Origin of the sequence: Aeromonas diversa CDC 2478-85 (assembly GCF_000819805.1) — a bacterium.
GTDB lineage: Bacteria > Pseudomonadota > Gammaproteobacteria > Enterobacterales > Aeromonadaceae > Aeromonas > Aeromonas diversa.
The window spans coordinates 41,375-60,114 of the sequence record NZ_CDCE01000011.1 but is presented as its reverse complement, the minus strand read 5'-3'; the positions used below and the strand labels follow the sequence as shown (position 1 = coordinate 60,114).

Annotated in this window: 22 protein-coding genes; 13 read left to right on the top strand and 9 right to left on the bottom strand. The window is 65.7% G+C overall.

Going from position 1 to position 18,740, the window contains the following annotated elements; genetic code table 11:
* A partial coding sequence (locus BN1121_RS02765) for an anion permease (RefSeq protein WP_043597146.1) occupies positions 1 to 366 on the bottom strand: 366 nt, incomplete at its 3' end.
* Positions 367 to 432: 66 nt separating this feature from the next.
* On the opposite strand from BN1121_RS02765, the gene BN1121_RS02760 reads away from it, so the two are divergent.
* Complete coding sequence (locus BN1121_RS02760) at positions 433 to 1,236, top strand: AraC family transcriptional regulator (RefSeq protein ID WP_043157006.1); 804 nt, start codon at positions 433 to 435, stop codon at positions 1,234 to 1,236.
* 29 nt (positions 1,237 to 1,265) lie between these two features.
* On the opposite strand, the gene BN1121_RS02755 is transcribed toward BN1121_RS02760, so the two are convergent.
* From BN1121_RS02755 to BN1121_RS02740, 4 genes are read right to left on the bottom strand one after another with little or no spacing between them, the layout of a single operon-like run.
* A complete protein-coding gene (locus BN1121_RS02755; RefSeq protein WP_005346538.1) occupies positions 1,266 to 1,766 on the bottom strand; it encodes a protein disulfide oxidoreductase in 501 nt (166 codons plus the stop codon).
* Complete coding sequence (locus BN1121_RS02750) at positions 1,763 to 2,479, bottom strand: DsbA family protein (protein ID WP_005346535.1); 717 nt, start codon at positions 2,477 to 2,479, stop codon at positions 1,763 to 1,765. Before BN1121_RS02750 ends, BN1121_RS02755 begins: the two co-directional genes overlap by 4 nt.
* Complete coding sequence (locus BN1121_RS02745) at positions 2,476 to 4,464, bottom strand: protein-disulfide reductase DsbD family protein (protein ID WP_043597142.1); 1,989 nt, start codon at positions 4,462 to 4,464, stop codon at positions 2,476 to 2,478. The genes BN1121_RS02750 and BN1121_RS02745 overlap by 4 nt, the downstream gene beginning before the upstream one ends.
* Before the next feature lie 47 nt (positions 4,465 to 4,511).
* Positions 4,512 to 4,892, bottom strand: coding sequence for a hypothetical protein (locus BN1121_RS02740; RefSeq protein ID WP_005346527.1), 381 nt, complete (start codon positions 4,890 to 4,892; stop codon positions 4,512 to 4,514).
* Positions 4,893 to 5,035: 143 nt separating this feature from the next.
* On the opposite strand from BN1121_RS02740, the gene BN1121_RS02735 reads away from it, so the two are divergent.
* The 4 genes from BN1121_RS02735 to pspG all read left to right on the top strand — a co-directional run bounded on the left by BN1121_RS02735 (position 5,036) and on the right by pspG (position 7,077).
* Positions 5,036 to 5,758, top strand: a complete 723-nt coding sequence (locus tag BN1121_RS02735; RefSeq protein ID WP_005346524.1) for a 1-acylglycerol-3-phosphate O-acyltransferase — start codon at positions 5,036 to 5,038, stop codon at positions 5,756 to 5,758.
* Between the two features lie 197 nt (positions 5,759 to 5,955).
* On the top strand, positions 5,956 to 6,621 hold the full coding sequence (locus BN1121_RS02730) for a PspA/IM30 family protein (protein WP_005346522.1): 666 nt from the start codon (positions 5,956 to 5,958) through the stop codon (positions 6,619 to 6,621).
* Positions 6,618 to 6,824: a PspC domain-containing protein gene (locus BN1121_RS02725; RefSeq protein WP_005346519.1), complete on the top strand. Its 207-nt coding sequence runs from the start codon at positions 6,618 to 6,620 to the stop codon at positions 6,822 to 6,824. The genes BN1121_RS02730 and BN1121_RS02725 overlap by 4 nt, the downstream gene beginning before the upstream one ends.
* Positions 6,825 to 6,858: 34 nt before the next feature.
* On the top strand, positions 6,859 to 7,077 hold the full coding sequence (pspG, locus tag BN1121_RS02720) for an envelope stress response protein PspG (RefSeq protein ID WP_005346516.1): 219 nt from the start codon (positions 6,859 to 6,861) through the stop codon (positions 7,075 to 7,077).
* Between the two features lie 106 nt (positions 7,078 to 7,183).
* On the opposite strand, the gene tolC is transcribed toward pspG, so the two are convergent.
* Positions 7,184 to 8,509 carry an outer membrane channel protein TolC gene (tolC, locus tag BN1121_RS02715; protein WP_043157005.1) on the bottom strand — a complete coding sequence of 442 codons (1,326 nt, stop codon included), beginning with the start codon at positions 8,507 to 8,509 and terminating at the stop codon, positions 7,184 to 7,186.
* A 325-nt stretch (positions 8,510 to 8,834) separates the two neighbouring features.
* On the opposite strand from tolC, the gene nudF reads away from it, so the two are divergent.
* The 4 genes from nudF to BN1121_RS02695 are packed head-to-tail and all read left to right on the top strand — an operon-like array spanning position 8,835 to position 11,321.
* Positions 8,835 to 9,470: an ADP-ribose diphosphatase gene (gene nudF, locus BN1121_RS02710; protein WP_005346508.1), complete on the top strand. Its 636-nt coding sequence runs from the start codon at positions 8,835 to 8,837 to the stop codon at positions 9,468 to 9,470.
* Positions 9,471 to 9,512: 42 nt separating this feature from the next.
* Positions 9,513 to 9,905, top strand: coding sequence for a DUF1249 domain-containing protein (locus BN1121_RS02705; RefSeq protein ID WP_043597180.1), 393 nt, complete (start codon positions 9,513 to 9,515; stop codon positions 9,903 to 9,905).
* A 21-nt stretch (positions 9,906 to 9,926) separates the two neighbouring features.
* Positions 9,927 to 10,745: a 3',5'-cyclic-AMP phosphodiesterase gene (cpdA, locus tag BN1121_RS02700; protein ID WP_005346504.1), complete on the top strand. Its 819-nt coding sequence runs from the start codon at positions 9,927 to 9,929 to the stop codon at positions 10,743 to 10,745.
* Positions 10,746 to 11,321, top strand: coding sequence for a YqiA/YcfP family alpha/beta fold hydrolase (locus tag BN1121_RS02695; RefSeq protein WP_005346500.1), 576 nt, complete (start codon positions 10,746 to 10,748; stop codon positions 11,319 to 11,321).
* Between the two features lie 72 nt (positions 11,322 to 11,393).
* Here the strand turns inward: BN1121_RS02695 and BN1121_RS02690 are convergent, their stop codons facing one another.
* Complete coding sequence (locus BN1121_RS02690) at positions 11,394 to 12,257, bottom strand: Tim44 domain-containing protein (RefSeq protein WP_005346497.1); 864 nt, start codon at positions 12,255 to 12,257, stop codon at positions 11,394 to 11,396.
* 332 nt (positions 12,258 to 12,589) lie between these two features.
* On the opposite strand from BN1121_RS02690, the gene dnaB reads away from it, so the two are divergent.
* The 4 genes from dnaB to BN1121_RS02670 all read left to right on the top strand — a co-directional run bounded on the left by dnaB (position 12,590) and on the right by BN1121_RS02670 (position 16,159).
* A complete protein-coding gene (gene dnaB / locus BN1121_RS02685) occupies positions 12,590 to 13,984 on the top strand; it encodes a replicative DNA helicase (RefSeq protein ID WP_005346496.1) in 1,395 nt (464 codons plus the stop codon).
* A 177-nt stretch (positions 13,985 to 14,161) separates the two neighbouring features.
* Entirely contained in the window at positions 14,162 to 15,235 is a 1,074-nt protein-coding gene (gene alr / locus BN1121_RS02680; RefSeq protein WP_005346495.1) for an alanine racemase, read from the top strand.
* A complete protein-coding gene (locus BN1121_RS02675; protein ID WP_005346494.1) occupies positions 15,235 to 15,654 on the top strand; it encodes a secondary thiamine-phosphate synthase enzyme YjbQ in 420 nt (139 codons plus the stop codon). Before alr ends, BN1121_RS02675 begins: the two co-directional genes overlap by 1 nt.
* A 70-nt stretch (positions 15,655 to 15,724) precedes the next feature.
* The gene (locus BN1121_RS02670; RefSeq protein WP_005346493.1) at positions 15,725 to 16,159 is read left to right on the top strand and encodes a VOC family protein; all 435 of its coding nucleotides are present in this window, start codon (positions 15,725 to 15,727) and stop codon (positions 16,157 to 16,159) included.
* Between the two features lie 36 nt (positions 16,160 to 16,195).
* Here BN1121_RS02670 and fumC read toward each other — a convergent pair whose 3' ends face one another.
* Together fumC and pepE are read right to left on the bottom strand one after the other, a co-directional pair.
* Complete coding sequence (gene fumC, locus BN1121_RS02665; RefSeq protein ID WP_005346492.1) at positions 16,196 to 17,590, bottom strand: class II fumarate hydratase; 1,395 nt, start codon at positions 17,588 to 17,590, stop codon at positions 16,196 to 16,198.
* 154 nt (positions 17,591 to 17,744) lie between these two features.
* Positions 17,745 to 18,470: a dipeptidase PepE gene (gene pepE / locus BN1121_RS02660; RefSeq protein ID WP_005346491.1), complete on the bottom strand. Its 726-nt coding sequence runs from the start codon at positions 18,468 to 18,470 to the stop codon at positions 17,745 to 17,747.
* Positions 18,471 to 18,740: the final 270 nt, after the last annotated feature.

Below are 18,740 nucleotides of genomic sequence, written 5' to 3'. Positions count from 1 at the left end.
GCCACCGATGAGGCGGGGATAGCTGCCGGCGAGGCGGGGCTCGAGCAGGGCGGCCAGCCGCTGGCCGAGGCCGGAGAGGGTGATGGCTGCCCCGATGACGAAGCCCGAGATGATGAGCCAGACCGCGGTGGAGCCAAACCCGGCGAAGATGAGGGCCGGCTCGGCCAGCCCCAGGGTCAGCACCAGGGCGAAGAAGATGAGGCTGGTGAGAAACGGCGGCAGGCTACCCGTTCCCCACAGGGCCAGGGTCAGCAGCACCACGGCGCCGGCGCGATAGACCAGGGGATCTCCCTGGGGCAGCAGGGCCAACCAGGCGCAGAGGACTATGGTCAGGGTCAGCAGAAGGGGTTTCAGGACGGCGTTCATGAGCGGGCTCCATAAGAAGACCGGAGCAGCATAGCGCAGGACGCGATGACGCGTTAGACTGCTATCATGCCAAACCATATCGCCAATACGCCAATGCTGCCCCCCTCCCATGTCGCCTTCGTGGAGGACCCGGTGCGCCCGGTGCTCAGCCACGGGCGCGATCTCGGGGCCGAGGCGAGCATAGAGCCCCACCGCCACCCGCGCGGCCAGCTGCTGTGGGCCGCCGAGGGGGTGCTGCGGGTTACCTCGGAGCGCGCGGTCTGGATCGTCCCCTCGAGCCACGCGGTCTGGATCCCGGGCGGGGTCGATCATCACGTGGTCACCGAGACCGCCGCCCGCACCCGCAACCTCTACATCGACGCCGCCTACCCGGTGCGCCCGGAGGGGAGTGGCCTGATGCTGCTGCTCACCCCCCTGATGCGCGAGGTGATCCTGCGCCTGGCCGAGCCCGCCGCACCTGGCGACGCCACGGCCCGCAAGCACCTGGGGCTGGTGGCCATCGACGAGATCGGCCGCCTGCGCGCCGCCCCCCTCGAGCTGCCCGCCGGGCGCGATGCGCGCCTGCGCCGCCTGGTGGGGCTGCTGGTCAACCATCCCCATGAGGCGCGAACCTTGGGAGAGCTGGCCCCCCTGTGCGGCGCCAGCCTGCGCACCATGGAGCGACTGTTTCGCGCCGAGACCGGCATGACCTTTCGCCAGTGGCGCAGCCGACTGCGCCTGCTCGGCGCCATCGATCTGCTGGCCCAGGGCCAGAGCAGCACCACGGTCGCCCACTCCCTCGGCTATGGCAGCGCCAGCGCCTTCGTGGCGGCGTTTCGCCAGCAGTTCGGGGCGCCGCCCCAGACCTTCGCCCGCGCCGTGTGCGCCTGAAAAAACGCCCGGCGGTTGCCGGGCGTGGGTTATCGGGTGAGGCGGGCCAGCCACAGGCGCAGCCGTAGCCCTGGGCCTGAACTCCACCCCGTGGTGCTCCCCACCACCTTGCCCTCACTGACGATGAGGAAGCTGGGGGTGACCGCGATCCCGAGGCGCGCCGAGAGGGCGCCGCGCTCGTCGTTGACGTTGGCAAAGTCATACCCCTGGCGGGCCAGATAACGGGTGAGGGTCGGATCGTCCCCCGAGCGCAGGGCGATGCCGAGCACAGGCACCCCGTCCTCGTGCAGGGACTGCACCGCGCCGCCGGTGAAGCGGCACACTCCGCACCAGCTGGCCCAGGCGTAGACGAGCAGCGGCCGGTCGCGGCTCAGTGCGGCGAGATCGACCCGTTCCCCGGTGAGGGTGGTGAGGGGCTCACCGGAGAGCGCCGCCCCGTTGGGGGCGCGCAGCCAGTCGGCGAGGGTCACGAAGGCGGCCAGCACCAGCAGCGCCAGCGCCCCCTCGCGCAGCCAGCGACGAGCCCTCACGAGGCGTCTTCCCGCGCGTCCTGCAAGGTCTGCTCGAGCTGCTCATAGCTGACCGCCCCCGGCAGCAGCCGGTTGCCGATGAGCAGGGCCGGGGTGCCCTGCACCCCGAGCTCGCGCGCCAGCTGCAGGTTGATGTTCACCTCGCGGGCGCTCTCGTCGCTCATGCTCAGCGCCCTGTTGCCGGTCGCCTTGAGAGCGGCCCGGATCGAGGTCTCATCGAGCATGCCGCGCTTGCCCATCAGGGTCTGGTGCAGGGGCAGGAAGGCGTCGGGCTGGCGCTGCCACTGGCTGATGGCCAGCCGGGCGGCGGCGGTCGCGCTCTCCCCCTTGAAGGGCAGGAACTTGATGATCAGCGCCAGATCCGGGTGGTTGCCCAGAAGCTTCATCACCTCGGGGTCGAGGCGCTTGCAGTAGGGGCAGTTGTAGTCGGTGAAGAGCACCAGGGTGAGGGCCGGTGCCTTGGCCCCGAGCCGCGGGCTGGTGGGGCTCTCGAACAGGAGCTGGTGCTGGCGCTTGATGAGCTGGTTGAGATTGCTCTGGTAGTCGGCCTCTTGCTGGCGCTGCCAGCTCTCGGCGGCCTCGTCGAGGATGGCGGGATCTTGCACCAGGGTCTCGCGGATCAGCTCGCGGATGCGCGCCTCCTGCTCCGGGGTGAAGGGGGCGGCGCTCACGCCGGCGCTGGCCAGCAGCAGGGCCATCAGTATGGGTTTCATGGGGTCTCTCCTCTCGCCTCGGCCAGGGTGGCCAGGGTGGATGGGGTGTCGAGCAGGGGCGGCAGCGTCTTGCCCTGGGGCAGGCCCGGCCCGTAGATCTGGTTAAAGGGGATGGCGGCGGCGCCGCGACGCTTGAGGAAGGCGCTGATGGTGTCGCTCGGGGTGCTCCAGTCACCGCGCAGGGCCACCACATCGCCGGCCGACAGGGCCGCCTGCACGGCAGGATCGGTCAACACGTTGAACTTGTTGGCCTTACAGGTGATGCACCAGTCGGCGGTCACGTCCACGAAGACCCGCTTGCCGTCGCCGATCGCCGCCTGGATGGCCGCTTCGCTGAGCGGCTGCCAGGTCACGTCGTCAGTGCGTACTGCGGCGCTGGCACCGCGTAGCGCCAACAGGGCCGGGGGCAGTATCAGCACCAGGGCGAGCAGGGCCAACACCCCGTGGCGGCGGCTGACTCGGGCCAGGGCCGCGCACGGCAGCAGCAACAGCAGAGCCCCGAGGGCCAGCACCAGGTAGCGCGGCAGGTGATGCTCGAGCAGGCTCACCAACCACAGGCTCGAGCCCAGCATCATGACCCCCAGCAGGGGGCGCAGCCATCGCAGCCAGGGACCGGGTTTGGGCAGGGCGCGAGCCAGCCTCGGGCAGAGCGCCGGCAGCAGCCAGGGGAGCGCCATGCCGATCCCGAGGGCGGTGAACACCAGCCACAGCAGGGGCAGGGGGGCGCCCAGAGCAAACGCCACTGCGGTGCCGAGGAAGGGCGCCGAGCAGGGGGTGGCGAGCAGGGTGGCAAACATCCCCTGCAGGAAGTGACCGAGGCGCCCCTGACCGCCGGCCACCCCCAACCGGGTGGCGAGAGCGCTGGGCAGGCGCAGCTCAAACAGCCCGAGCAGGTTGGCGGTGAAGAGGCCGGTGACCAGCACCATCAGGCCGATAAACCAGGTGCTCTGGAACTGGATGCCCCAGCCGAGCGCTGCCCCGGTGAGGCGCAGCGCCGTGCTCATCAGGGCCAGCAGCCAGAACGAGACCAGGATGCCGAGGCTAGAGGCGGCAAAGCCGGCGCGCACCGTGCGGGGATCCTCGCCCTGATGGGTGAGGCTACCGACCTTGAGCGCCAGCACCGGTAGCACGCAGGGCATCAGGTTGAGGATGAGGCCGCCGGCGAGGGCCAGCAGGAGCAGGCTCCACAGGGGCGTCGTGGCGGTCTCGCCCAGCGCAGGGCCCGGGCGGCTATCGAGGCGCCAGCCCTGGCCGTCGTTGACCAGCACCAGGGGCAGCGGGCGCCCCAGCAGATCCGGGGCGGCCTTGCCCCACTCATCTTCTACCGGCAGCACGGCGAGCAGGCGATCCCCCTCCAGGGTGAAACGCGGTGCGCCAAACAGGGCGCCCTCGACGCTATCGACGAGGAGCTCGGGGCTCTGCCAACCGCCGGGGCGGGTCGCCTCAATCTGCAACTCGCCGGGGCGGTATCCGCTTCGCACCTGGACCGTCTTGGGCAGGGGGCGCGGCACCTGGCTCAGGGCTTGGGCATAGCGGCGATCGAAGTCGGCGTCGGTGGGGCCGCCCTCGCCCAGGGTGAAGGGAAAATCGGTCAGCACGCAGACGTTGCTGCAGCTGGGCAGGCGCAGGGTGCCGCCGAGTTCGCCCGGACTGGTCACCGTGAGGGGGAAGGTCACATCCCCCGGGTAGCCCTGGGCCGGTAGACCGGCTACCTCGAAGCGGGTCGGTGTGGGCCAGTGCCACTGCACCCGTGGGTCGCCCTGCCAGGCGATGGCAGGGGCAATGCCGCCCTCGCCCGGACTCTTCCAGTAGGTCTTCCAGCCCTCGGCCAGCTGAACTCGCAGCAGGGCGCGCTCGCCGTCGCGCTCGAGGCGCACTTTGACGTGGGGATGGCTGGTCTCGCTCAGCCAGCCGGTGTCGGCCGCCCGCGCGGGCAGCCAGAGTGACCCGATCAGCAGGATCAGGGCCGTCAACAATCGAAACATGGTGTTCTCCAGAAACAGACAAATAACAGACCGGATGGGTCGGCTCTCTATTCCCGGAAGTTGCACAAGGTCAGGTGTAATCGCCGCTCGGGGGGCGAGATGGGGATGAGGGGCAGCCTGGCGCGCAGGCGCGGCGGCGCGAACAGGGCCAGCCAGGAGAGCGCCCACAAGGCCAGCAGCAGCGGCGTTATGGCGCTCCACGGGGCGGCCGAGAGCAGCTTGCCGATGAGGGAGCAGGGGCTCGGCGTCGCCTCCCTGATTTGTGCCGACCGGACATCGTCCGAGGCGACGTCGCTTGCCCATGGCCCGGGCGAGGGGACGGCCGCGTCAAACTGGGCCGCCATGCGCAGGGCCGGCTGCAGGGTGCAGTGCAGCACCAGCAGGGCGGTCAGCAGCATGAAGAGGCGGGCCAGGCGAGGGCGGTTCATCGGCGCTCCGGGTCGAACAGGGGGCTTCATCCTAACGGCCTGGCCCGAATGGGGCAAGGCGCGTGGTCGGCTCTGTTTGGCTAACGCTTGTTCGCCAAAATCCACGCCAGTATACTGCGCCCAGTTTTATTCCGAGGTGTTCGATGCTCAAACTCGCCCGCGTGCTGCTGCTTGGTCTGCTGCTCGTCTTCTGGTTTATCTTCGGCCTGCTGCTCTGTCTGGTGCGGCCGCGCCATCCCAATAACGTCTTTGTCTTTGCCCGCATGTATCACGCGGTCTGCCCCGTGATTGGTCTCAAGGCCAGGGTGATCTTTCCCGAAGGGGCCGAGCGGATCGGGCCTGCCGTCTATGTGTGCAATCACCAGAGCAACTACGACATCTTCACCGTGACCGGTGCCGTCATGCCCGGCGTGGTGGCGGTGGGCAAGAAGAGCCTGGTCTGGTTGCCCCTCTTCGGTCTGCTGTTCTGGCTGTCGGGTAACGTGCTGATCGATCGCTCCAACCGCAGCCGTGCCATCGGCACCATCGGCCAGGTGGTCGCGCGCATCAAGCAGCGCGGCACCTCCATCTGGATGTTCCCGGAGGGGACCCGCTCCCAGGGCCGCGGCCTGCTGCCGTTCAAGGCCGGCGCCTTCCACACCGCGGTGCAGGCCGAGGTGCCCGTGGTGCCGATCATCTGCTCCAGCTACTTCGGTCAGGTCGATCTCAATCGCTGGGACAACGGCGAGGTGATCATCGAGATGCTGCCCCCCGTCTGCCCCAATGAGCACGGTGCCGCCGGCATTCGCGAGCTCTCCGAGATGTGCCGCATCAAGATGGAAGAGAAGCTGGTCGAGCTCGATAGTCGGGTCAAGCGTCCGGCGTGATCGGCATGGTCATGAGAGGGAGCCTGTGGCTCCCTTTTTTTATGGTTTTTTTCACCGCGATAGTTGGTGAATTTCACCATCTTTAGCGGCGTATCACCATCGAACTGCTGCTAACAAATTGAAATGGTTGATGTTATGGCTTATGGCACGCTCCTTGTAATTAGAGAGTGTTCATCACAGTCCACAAGGAGAAGACCATGAGCCTGTTTCGCCGATTGACCGACGTCCTTAACGCCAACCTGCACGCCCTGCTCGACAAGAGCGAGGAGCCCGAGAAGCTGCTGGGACTGGTGATCGAAGAGATGGAGGAGGCCCAGGTCGAGATGCGTACCCAGGAGGCCCGCCTCATCGCCGAAGGCAAGCAGATTGAGCGCCATCAGGCGAATCTGGAGCGCCAGATAGCCCAATGGGAGGAGAAGGCGGCTCTGGCGCTGGAGAAGGGGCGTGAGGAGCTGGCTCGCGCCGCCCTGGCCGAGAAGTTGGCCGAGCAGGAGAAGCTGCGTCTCTTGGCTGAGGAGCAGGGGCGCCTGAACGAACTCAAGGCCCGCTTGACCAGCGATGGCGAGCGGCTTAGCGCCAAGCTGGCCGAGGCCAGAGAGAAGCGCAAGAGCCTGACCCTGCGTGAGGAGACGGCGCGCAGCCGTCTCAGGGTGCAGGCCCAGCTCGACACGGGCAGGATGCAGGCCCTGATGGATCGCTTCGATGGCATGCAGGGGAAGGTCGAGCAGCTCGAGGCCCAGCTTGAGGCCGCCACCTGGGGGCAGAATGCCTCCCTCGCCGCCCAGTTCCGCGAGCTGGAGCAGGCCGACGAGATTGAGCGCGAGCTGGCCCGCCTGCGTGAGCGCCAGGGGAGCCGGGTATGACCCGCTGGCGCCGGGATCCCCTGCATGCCCGGCTGGGCGGCGTCTGCGCCGGCGTTGCCCGGGGGTTGGGGGTCTCGCGAGTGGCGGTGCGTCTGGTGGCGCTCTTCGCCCTGCTGTTGATGCCGCCCCTGGCGCTGGCCCTCTACCTGGCCGGCATGGTGCTGATGTCGCCACGTGCCGAGGTGCGGCGCTGGCTGGATTGAGAGAGGGCCGTCTGGCCCGTGGGAGGTAACCCTGATGGTCGAGTTTCTGGTTCTGCTGGTGGTCCTGATCGGGATGGGGCTGGCGGGGTTTACCCTGCTGGCCATGGTGGTGGTGACGGGGCTCTTCGTCCTGTTTGGCATAGTGGGCGGCATGCTGGCGCTCATCGTCGACCTCGCCCCCTGGATCCTGCTGGTGCTGCTGGCCTGCTGGTTGTTGAGTTGGCGCCGTAACCGGCGCCCCCGTTACTACTGACAGAGAGGGGCGGCCTGGGCTGCCCCTCTTTGTCGATGCCACCGCGTGGTAAACAAGGAAATGAAAAAGGCGCCTCGCGGCGCCTTTTTCATTGGGTCATCACCATTTAGGTGCTGCTCTTCTTCTCGGAGGCCGGCATCAGCCCCTGGTTCACCTCGACCAGATCCTGCTCTTGCAGTGTCCCGGCCGCCTGCTTGAGCTGCAGTATGCTCAGGATGTAGTTGTAGCGAGCCTCGGAGAGCTTCTGCTTGGCCTGATAGAGTTTGCGGGTGGAGTCGAGCACGTCGACTATGGTACGGGTACCCACCTCGTAGCCGGCCTCGGTCGCCTTGAGGGAACTCTCGGCAGAGACCACGTACTGGGCATAGGCACGGACGGCGCCGATGCTGGAGTTGACGTTGTTGTAGGAGGAGCGAACCGTGCTCTGCACCGAGCGGAAGTTCTTCTCGAGCAGCTCGCTGGCGGCCACATAGGCGTGTTGGGCCTGCTTGACGCGAGAAGTGGTTGCACCGCCGCTATAGAGGGGGAGCTTGAGGGTCAGGCCAACACTCGCCTGATCCATGGTGCCATCCTGGGGACTGTTGTCGATCTTGTAGTCGCTGTTGGAGGTACCCAGACCGGCGCCCAGATCCAGGGTCGGCTCATGGCCGGTCTTGGCCAGATCGATCTGCTCCTTGGCGATGTCCTTGCCGATGCGCGCGCTGTGCAGGGCCAGGTTCTTGTCTAGGGCGGTCTCGAGCCACTGATCCGAGTTGAGGGGGCTCTTGACCGGGCTGAAGCGCTCGGTGTTGAGCACGTCCAGGCTGCGGTAGTCGACACCGGTCAGCTCGCGCAGGGTCTCGTAGCTGTTGGCCAGGGTATTCTCGGCCTGGATCTCGTCGGCCAGGGCCTGATCCAGCTCGGCCTGGGCTTCGTTGACGTCGGTGATGGCGGTAAGGCCCACTTCGAAACGCTGCTGGGTCTGCTCGAGCTGGCGCTCTACCGCGGCCTTGTTGGCACGGACAAACTCCAGGGTATCCTGGGCCTTGAGCACGGTGAAATAGGCCTGGGAGGTACGCAGCATCAGGCCCTGTTGTTCCAGGTTGTAGCTGACGTCGCTCTGGGTCGCCCCCTTCTCGGTCAGGCTCAGATTCACCCAGTTGCTGCGGCGATAGATGGATTGATCCAGGCTCAGTTGGGCACCCAGCTGGGTACGGGTGGCCATATCATTTGTGGTGTTCTGGTAATCGGCGGTGCCGGCCAGGTTGATCTGGGGCAGCAGGGCGGCGCGGGATTCGTTGATCTTCTCGAAGGCGGCATCACGCTTGGCCTTGGACTCCAGCAGCTGAGGATCCTTGACCTGGGCTTGTTGGTAGATGTCGATGAGGTTCTCCGCATGGGCCGCGGTGCTGACACCCAGCATGACAAGCACGGACAGAAGAGTTCGTTTCATAGATTCCATAACCTTATTGGTAGATCCTGAGCGGTTGCCGGACGGTAAGGGGCGATCAAGTATGCCCCCATGGGCTTTATCTGAGCTTAATGACCCTACTATAAGCAAAAATTCTTTCGTTTCATCCATTTCTGCAGATAACCGGGGGGCAAGGTCAATCGGTCGCAGCCTCTGTGGGGGCGTTTTACAAACTGACACTTAGTCATCCCGCGCCATCCTGCTAGAATCCGCCACTCTGAAGTGGGCGCAGAGAAAATGAATGAGCGTTCATTCACGCCCCGTGATTCTAGATTCATCAGGGTTCAAGTCAAGCCAGGAGGCCTAGATGGTGGAGAAACACCCGGTTGTGACCTTTGGTCCGGCCGATGTGGAAGTGCTGGAGAAACGCAGCGGGTACGACGGTTTCTTCAAGATCAACAGCTATCGGCTGCGCCATCGCCTGTTCGCCGGCGGCTGGTCCGAACCCATGGTGCGCGAGCTGTTCGAGCGCGGCCACGCCGCCGCCCTGCTCGCCTATGATCCGCACCGGGATCAGGTGGTGATGGTGGAGCAGTTCCGTATCGGTGCCCTCACCACCAGCCAGACGCCCTGGTTGCTGGAGCTGATCGCCGGCATCATCGAAGAGGGCGAGCCCGCCGATGAGGTGGCCCGGCGGGAGGCCGAAGAGGAGGCTGGCGTCACCATCGCGCGCATCGAGCATGCCCTCAGCTATCTGGTGAGCCCGGGGGGCACTTCGGAGCGCATCGAGGTGTTTGTCGGCGAGGTTGATGCCAGCTCGGCACAAGGGCTGCATGGTTTGGCCGAGGAGGGGGAGGATATCCGGGTTCATGTTCTGGACAGGGAGACCGCCTATGCTCTGGTAGAGTCGGGACGCATCGACAATGCCGCCTCGGTCATCGCGCTGCAGTGGTTGCAGCTTCATCATGAGCAGTTGAAGGCCCGTTGGGCAGGAGCAAACTGAGTGTTACAGGCACAGCGAAAATATGTGCCGGATCTGCGGACCATGCAGCGCACCTGCGAGGTGAACTACATGACCCTGATGCGGTTGTTGCCCGGGGATCTCGTCCCCGGGGCCGAGCGCCGCTATCAGGCCGGCGGGCTCTTCTTTCACCTCGAGGTGTTGGAAGAGAGCCGCTTCACCACCCGGGTCGCCTTGAGTCAGTGCAACCCCGATTTACCGTCCTGGCTACAGAGTCAGGCAGAGATTCGTTTGTATCATGATGTGCGCATGGCGGAAGTGTGTGCGGCCCAACAGATTTCCCGCCTGCAACCGCGATATGATTACCCGAATGACGGCATGCACCAGCCCGACGAGAAGGCACAGGTGAACCAGTTTCTGGCTGAGTGGCTCAATTTCTGCCTCAGGCATGGCACCACTCTTGCCAAGATTATCTAATCCATTAGAAGAAGCGTGATTTTGGAAACAGAGCGACTTCAGGCGCCCGACGGGTGTGTGCGCCTGCTGCAAATAACCGACACCCATCTCTTTGCCAACGCCGACAGCCAACTGCTCGGTGTGCGTACGGCCGACAGCCTGGCGGCCGTACTCGAACGCGTTCAGTCCAACGCTCATCCCTTCGACTGCATCCTCGCCACAGGGGATCTCTCGCAGGATCACACGGCAGAGTCTTATCAGCGATTCGCGACCATGATGGCGCCCCTTGGCAAGCCGATCTACTGGTTGCCCGGTAACCACGACGACGCCCCCCTGATGACCCAGCAGCTCTACGAGGCGGGGATCAGCGAGGCCAAGTGGCTGGTCGGCGAACATTGGCAGATCATACTGCTCGATACCCAGGTGCGTACCAAGCCCCACGGCGTGCTGGCCGATCACCAGTTGGCGGCGCTCGATCATGCCCTGCGCACCCATCCGGACAAGCATGCCCTGATCGCCTTGCATCATCAGGGGGTGCCGGTCGGGTGTGCCTGGCTCGATCAGCACAACCTCAAGAACGCCGATGATATGTTCGCCGTGCTGGCCCGTTATCCCCAGACCCGGACCCTATTATTTGGCCATGTGCATCAGGAATTTGACGAGGTGCACCGAGGGATTCGCCTCATCGCCTCTCCGTCCACCTGCATTCAGTTCAAGCCCCTGTGCGACGACTTCACCCTGGACGAGTCTGGCCCGGGCTGGCGCTATCTGACCCTGCATCCGGACGGGCGCATCGATACCCAGGTGTGGCGCCTGCCGGCCGGCAGCTTCATCCCTGACTCCCAGGCGCGGGGGTACTAGGTGGCCTCGGCACTGCTGTATCTGCATGGTTTCAACTCTTCCCCCGCCTCCCTCAAGGCAACCCAGATAGCAGAGTGGGTGGCCGCCCGGCGCCCCGACATCCGGGTGGTTATCCCGGCTCAACCCTCGACCCCTGCGGCGGCCTGGGCCTGTATCGAGCAGGCCATCGAGGCCCTGCCCGAGGGGACCCTGCTCGGTGTGGTGGGCAGCTCTCTCGGTGGCTTCATGGCGACCCGGGTGGCCGAACGCTACGGCTGTCGCGCCGTGCTGGTCAATCCGGCGGTGCGCCCCCATGAGTTGCTCGCCGATTACCTGGGCCCTCAGCAGAATCCCTACACAGGCGAGCGTTACGACCTCACGGTGGCACACATGGCCGAGCTCGAGGCGTTGGCCGTGCCGGTGACGGCACCCGAGCGTCTCTGGGTGCTGCAACAGGAGGCCGACGAAGTACTCGACAGCCGTCAGGCGTTGGCCGAATACCGCTTCGCCCGCTTCACCATGGAGTGTGAGGGCAACCACGCCTTCGTCGGCTTCGAGCGTTACTGTGCCCAGATAGTGCGCTTCCTCGGGCTCTGAGCCCGAGCGCTGAAAACGGTGCACCATGAAAAAAGGCGACCCAGTGGTCGCCTTTTGCGTGCGGGGGAGGGATCAGGCCTCCTCGATCCCCACGATGTGCCAGGGGGCGCCGGCCTTGGTCAGGTCGCGCTCCAGGTGCCACACCTCCTTGATGTCCGCCTCGACGTTCTCGGTGCGGTCCATGTAACGGCCGGTGAAGAGCACGCTCACCTGAGCCCAGTCGCTGCCGTGGTCGGCGCGCACCAGCTGGGTGTCGACGTACATCACCTCGGTGTGCTGCTCGCCGGAGAGCTCGGCGCGCTGGGCCTTGAGCTGGTCGAACAGCTCGGGGCTCACATACTCGCGGATCTTCTCCAGATCGTTTTTGTTCCAGGCTTCCTGCAGGGTGCGGTAGTGATCGCGCGCGCCGGCCAGGAAGGCGTTCATGTCAAAGCCCGGGGGCAGACGGAACGGCACGTCGCTGTCGGTGAAACCGCTCGCCTGGGGGGCGGCCGCATTGGCCTGGAAGGCTTGCGGGGCCGGTTGCTGCGGGGCGCTCTGGTAGCCGGCATAGGCAGGCTGTTGGGACGCCTGGGGAGCACCGCCCTTGCGCAGGGTGCGCAGCAGGAACATGACGCCGAGTGCCAGGGCGGCGATCAGGACGAAGTCCATCGCCTGCAGCCCTTCGAAGGCGCCGCTGCCGAGCAACCAGGCGAACAGGCCGCCGGCCAGCAGGCCGCCGAGCAGGCCGCCCATCAGACCGCTCTTCTTCGGAGCCCCTTGTTGGGCACCCAGGGTCGGATTCTTGCTATCGACCGGTTTGGCGGCCGGCTGGGCCGGTGCCGTCTTGTAGCTCTTGCCAAAGGACTTGCCACCACCCAGCTTCTTGGCTTCGGCGATCGGTGCCCCCAGGCCAATGGCCAGGATCACGGCAAACAGGGTCAACATTCTCTTCATGTCGGCTCTTTTTCACTCTCGTTTGTTCAAGGGGGCGATGCGCCTCGCATCGCAGGCTGCGAATCATCCCATGAATCGCCAGCATGACCCATTGTTAACTGAACTGGCATGAATTATTCATGAATGGAAAGGGGTGTCGGAATCGTAAAGAGGGCCGTAAATCATGAAAATTCGCCGAGCCAGCCGCCGTGAGCGCAAGCAGCGCAACAAGCAGAAGTCGCGTCAGGCCTCAGTGCCTGCCATCTGGTTGATCTGTCCGATCTGATTGGGCCTCGCGGTGGAGGGGGATATTTTGTAGAATTCATCCTCCTTTCGAGCAATTCAGATCCCCTATGGCAGAACAAGCGGCGGCGAAGAAAGACGCCAAGACACAACAGCTGAAGGTTCCCCCTCACTCGTTCGAGGCCGAGCAGTCCGTGCTGGGCGGTCTCATGCTCGATAACGATGCCTGGGACCGGGTTGCCGAGCGGGTGATCGACAAGGATTTCTACAGTCGTCCCCATCGCCTCATCTTCCAGGCCATGTCTCGCCTCTCCAACGCGGGCAGCCCCATCGACCTCATCACGGTGCAGGAGGAGCTCGAGCGCTCGGAGCAGCTCGAGGATGTGGGGGGCTTCGCCTATCTGGTTGAGATCGCCAAGAACACCCCGAGTGCCGCCAACATAGGCGCCTATGCCGAGATCGTGCGCGAGCGTGCCGTGGTGCGCGAGATGATCGCGGTGGCCAACGAGATCGTCGAGGCCGGTTACGAGCCCCAGGGGCGCACCTCCAACGATCTGCTGGACTTGGCTGAGACCAAGGTGTTCCAGATCGCCGAGCAGCGCACCAGCGCCAACGAGGGCCCCCAGCCGCTCAAGCTCATCCTCGAGCAGACCGTCGACAAGATTGAAGAGCTGTTCAAGACCCCTCACAACGGGGTCACCGGGGTTTCGTCGGGTTACAACGATCTCGACAAGATGACCGCCGGCCTGCAGCGCTCGGACCTGGTCATCGTCGCGGCCCGTCCCTCCATGGGCAAGACCACCTTTGCCATGAACCTGTGCGAGCACGCGGCCCTCACCGCCGACAAGCCGGTGCTGATCTTCTCCCTCGAGATGCCCTCCGAGCAGATCATCATGCGTATGCTCGCCTCGGTGGGGCGCATCGATCAGACCAAGGTGCGGACCGGTCAGCTCGACGACGAGGATTGGGCTCGCCTCTCCTCGACCATGGGCCTCCTGCTCGAGAAGGGCAAGATGTACATCGACGACTCCTCGGGTCTGACCCCGACCGAAGTGCGCTCGCGCGCCCGCCGGGTGGCGCGGGACAACGGCGGCATCAGCATGATCATGGTGGACTACCTGCAGCTGATGCGGGTGCCCAGCCTCTCCGATAACCGGACCCTGGAAATCGGTGAAATCTCCCGCTCTCTCAAGGCGTTGGCGAAAGAGTTGCAGTGCCCCGTGGTGGCGCTCTCCCAGCTCAACCGAAGCCTGGAGCAGCGCGCCGACAAGCGCCCGGTCAACTCGGATCTTCGTGAGTCCGGCTCCATCGAGCAGGATGCGGACTTGATCATGTTCATCTACCGCGACGAGGTCTATCACGACGACAGCCCCGACAAGGGGATCGCCGAGATCATCATCGGCAAGCAGCGTAACGGCCCCATTGGCCGCGTGCGGCTTACCTTCCAGGGCCAGTTCTCGCGCTTTGACAACTACGCGGGCCCGGCGTTTGATGACGACTATTAAGGCTAAGGCGAGCATCCCCTAAGGCTCGCCACCACCGCCCTGGCGCGGGGTCTGTGCCCCCACCCGGGTCTGTTTTCCCGGTTCGACAATTCTGCCGGTCCGGCCACGACTACTGAGCGGTGGCCTCCGGCCTCCCGTCGGGGGGCTGCGCCATTTGTGCTCTCGTAAGGGAAAACCATGAAAGCGGCAACTGCCCAAATCAATACCGAGGCCCTGCGCCACAACCTCGCCGTGGTTAAACGCCACGCTCCTCAGTGCAAGATCATCGCCGTGGTCAAGGCCAACGCCTATGGCCATGGTCTGTTGCCGGTTGCCCGCACCCTGGCGGCGGCGGACGCCTACGCGGTGGCGCGCATCGAGGAGGCGCTGATGCTGCGCTCCTGCGCCGTGGTCAAACCGATAGTGCTGCTGGAAGGCTTCTTCAGTGCCGACGACCTGCCGGTGCTGGCGGCCAACAACCTGCAGACCGCGGTGCACACCTGGGAGCAGCTCGAGGCGCTGGAGCAGGCCGAACTGCCGGCCCCCGTGGTGGCCTGGCTCAAGCTCGACACCGGCATGCACCGGCTCGGGGTACGTGCCGAGGAGATGCCCGCCTTTATCGAGCGCCTCGGCAAGTGCAAGAACGTGGTGCAGCCGTTCAACGTCATGACCCACTTCAGCCGCTCCGATGAGCTGGACCAATCCACCACCCGCGAGCAGATCGATCTCTTCAGCCAGCTGACCGCGCCGCTTTTGGGCGAGCGCGCCATGGCCAACTCGGCCGGCATTTTGGCCTGGCCGGATTCCCACTGCGACTGGGTGCGCCCCGGTGTCATCCTCTACGGCGTCTCGCCGTTCCCGGACACGGTGGCGGCAGACTACGACCTGAAACCCGTGATGACCCTGCGCACTCAGCTCATCGCGGTGCGTGAGCACAAGGCGGGCGAGCCGGTGGGGTATGGGGCCAACTGGGTGTCGGAGCGAGACACCCGCCTCGGGGTGGTGGCCATCGGCTACGGCGACGGCTATCCGCGCATGGCCCCCAATGGCACGCCTGTGCTGGTCAACGGTCGCATCGTGCCTTTGGTCGGTCGCGTCTCCATGGACATGACCACGATCGATCTGGGGCCTGGCGCCACCGACAAGGCGGGGGATGAGGTGGTGCTGTGGGGCGAGTGGCTGCCGGTGGAGCGGGTGGCCGAGGCCATCGGCACCATCCCCTACGAGCTCATCACCAAGCTCACCTCCCGGGTCTTCATGGAGTATGTCTGATGTGGTGCCAGCGTCTGATCACCCTGAAACCCTGTTCGCGGGGCTTTCACCTGGTGACCGACGAGCTGCTGGCCCAACTGCCTGAGCTTGCCGGGTACCGGGTGGGCCTGGTGCATCTGCTGCTGCAGCACACCTCGGCCTCTCTCACCCTCAACGAGAACTGCGACCCGAGCGTGCGCGCCGACATGGAGGCGCATTTGCATAGGCTGGCGCCGGAGGATGCCCCCTACTATCGCCACACCGCTGAAGGGCCGGACGACATGCCGGCCCACATCAAGTCCTCCCTGCTCGGGGTGAGCCTCACCCTGCCGCTGCAAGAGGGGCGGCTGGCCCTCGGCACCTGGCAGGGGATCTGGCTCGGCGAGCACCGCAACGACGGCGGCCGCCGCCGCATCCTGGTGACCATTCAGGGGGCATGACCCCCGCTCGCCCTGCGCCCTGGCGCAGGGCCGCTATGCTTGAGGCCGGTTCATTGGCAAGGAGGCCACCATGGCCAGAGTCAGCACCTACCTCAACTTCGATCGCCAGACCGAGGCGGCATTCACCTTCTACCGCGACGTGTTCGGCACCGAGTTCTCCATGCCCCTGATGCGCTTTGGCGACGGCCCACCCTGCCCGGAACAGCCCCTGGCGCCGGAGGATGCCCGGCTGGTGATGCACGTGGAGCTGCCGATCCTCGGCGGCCACGTCTTGATGGGCACCGACGCCGCCGCTTCCATGGGCTTCACCTTGCGTCAGGGCAACCATAGCTACCTCAATCTGGAGCCGGACAGCCGGGGCGAGACCGATCGCCTGTTCGCGGCACTGGCCGAGGGCGGGGTGGTGGAGACGCCGCTGCAGGAGATGTTCTGGGGCGGCTACTACGGCAGCCTGAAGGATCGCTTTGGGGTGCAGTGGATGTTCAACTGCATGAGCCCAGCGTAGGGCACATGAAAAGGGGCGCCGCGGCGCCCCTTGTTGTTAGCCGGCGTTGGGGCCCGTCATCTCGGCTGGCACCACCCAGGCGTCGAACTGCTCGGCGCTGAGGTGGCCCGAGGCGATGGCCGCCTCGCGCAGGCTCAACCCCTCATGGTGGGCGCGCTTGGCGATCTCGGCGGCCTTGTCGTAGCCGATGTGCGGGTTGAGAGCGGTCACCAGCATCAGGGAGCGGCTCACCAGCTCGGCGATGCGGGCGCGATCCGGCTCGATGCCGACCGCGCAGTGGCGGTTGAAACTCCCCATGCCGTCGGCCAGCAGGCGCACGCTCTGCAGGAAGTTATGGGCCACCAGGGGGCGGAATACATTGAGCTCGAAGTTGCCGCTGGCGCCGCCAACGTTGATGGCCACGTCGTTGCCGAACACCTGGGCGCACAGCATGGTGAGCGCCTCGCACTGGGTCGGGTTGACCTTGCCAGGCATGATAGAAGAGCCCGGCTCGTTCTCGGGGATGGTGATCTCCCCGAGGCCGCTGCGCGGGCCGCTCGCCAGCCAGCGCACGTCGTTGGCGATCTTCATCAGGGATGCCGCCAGGGTCTTGAGGGCGCCATGGGCGTGCACCAGGCCGTCGCAGCTGGCCAGCGCCTCGAACTTGTTCGGCGCCGTGATGAGCGGCAGACCGGTCTGCTCGGCCAACTCACGGGCGACCGCCTCGGCGAAGCCCGGCGGGGTGTTGAGGCCGGTGCCGACGGCGGTGCCGCCGAGGGCCAGCTCGCACAGGTGGGGCAGGGCGGCGCGCAGGTGGCGCTCACCGTGCTCGAGCTGGGCGACCCAGCCGGAGATCTCCTGGCCCAGGGTCAAGGGGGTGGCATCCTGCAGGTGGGTGCGGCCAATCTTGACGATGTCGGCGTAGGCCACGGCCTTGGCGGCCAGGGTCTCGCGCAGGGCCATCAGGGCCGGCAACAGGTGCCGTTCGATGGCGGTGACCGCGGCCAGGTTCATGGCGGTGGGGAAGACGTCGTTGCTCGACTGGCTCTTGTTCACGTCGTCGTTGGGGTGCACCAGGCGCCCCTCACCACGCGGGCCGCCGAGCAGTTCGCTGGCGCGGTTGGCCAGCACCTCGTTGACGTTCATGTTGGTCTGGGTGCCGGAGCCGGTCTGCCACACCGAGAGGGGGAACTCCTCGATGTGCTGGCCGGCCAGCACCTCGTCGGCGGCGGCGACGATGGCGCAGGCACGTGCACCGTCCAGCTTGCCGAGTGACTGGTTGACCCGGGCGCAGGCGCGTTTGATGGCGGCCAGCGCCGCGATGATCTCGGGGCTCTGGCGCTCGCTGGAGATGGCGAAGTGGTGCAGGGAGCGCGCGGTCTGGGCGCCCCACAGGCGATCGGCGGGCACCTCGATGGGGCCGAAGCTGTCGCGTTCCTGACGGGTATGCATGGTGAATCCTCTGGCGGATGGGATGACTCGAGTAAACACCCAAACCAAATGAAAGTCATTATCATTTGCCGGCGAATGTGACTCCCGGCAGAGAACCCGGCGCCCCCGGACCACTCAGCGCAGGGTGGCCAGGGGGCCACCCTCGGCCGCAGGATCAGGCGGGCATGAAGGGGGTGAGGGCCGCCAACGGGGTGACGTCGTTATGCTCGGTCGTCGCTTCGCCATGGCGGAACAGCTTGTAGCTCTGGCCGCGCACGCTCCAGTAGTCGATGCGATCGTCGCTCACCTGCACCAGGCTTGCCTCACGCAGGGCCAGCACGGTTTCGCTTGGGTTGATGGCGCAGAACTCGGCGAGGCGCTCGTCACGGGTCTCCCCCATGTGGCCGCTGATGCTGGCATCGAGATAGTGGGGATTAATCTGCAACGGGAACAGCCCCAGTGCCGGCAGCACGGCGGCGCTGCACACCGGCATGTCGTTGGTGGTGCGGATCGAAGGGGTGGCCACGTTACACCCGGCGCTCCAGCCCACATAGGGGACGCCACGCTCGCGTACCGCCCGCGCAATCGGCACCACCAGCCCCAGCTCATGGAGCTGTTGGTTCAGGCGCCAGGTGTTGCCACCGCTCACGAAGATGGCCTGGGCCTGTTGCACGGCGGCCACCGGATCGGCAGCGTGGTGAATGCTTTGCACCTGGACGCCCAGACTCTCGGCCAGATCGGCCGCCCTCTGATCCCAGTCTCCCCGGATCACGGCATAGGGGATCAGCAAGATGCGCTCTACATGGTGGCGAGCCAACAGGGCTTGTACCCGCTCCCGGGCCCAGCCGAGCAGGCCGGGGTGTTCGTCGGTTTTTCCGTTGCTCAGCAGTAGTAGCTCCATGTTGAACTCCTCGATAGAAGACGCGCCCAGAGGGCGAAAAGGGAGTGCAGACCATAGCGCGTGTGGCGCACAAAAACTGTGATCGAGGGGTCATCGCCGGGTGGGTAAGGCGGGAATCACATGGGGATTGTGGCGCTCGATCATCGGGTGCCAACCCGAGCCGACGCCGAGTGGCTAGAGGCTTGCCGGGTGATGCGTGGGTATGGGGGACGGGCTCCCCATCGCATCGGGGCCGGTGACACCATACGGGTGTCACCGGCCCCTGCTTTC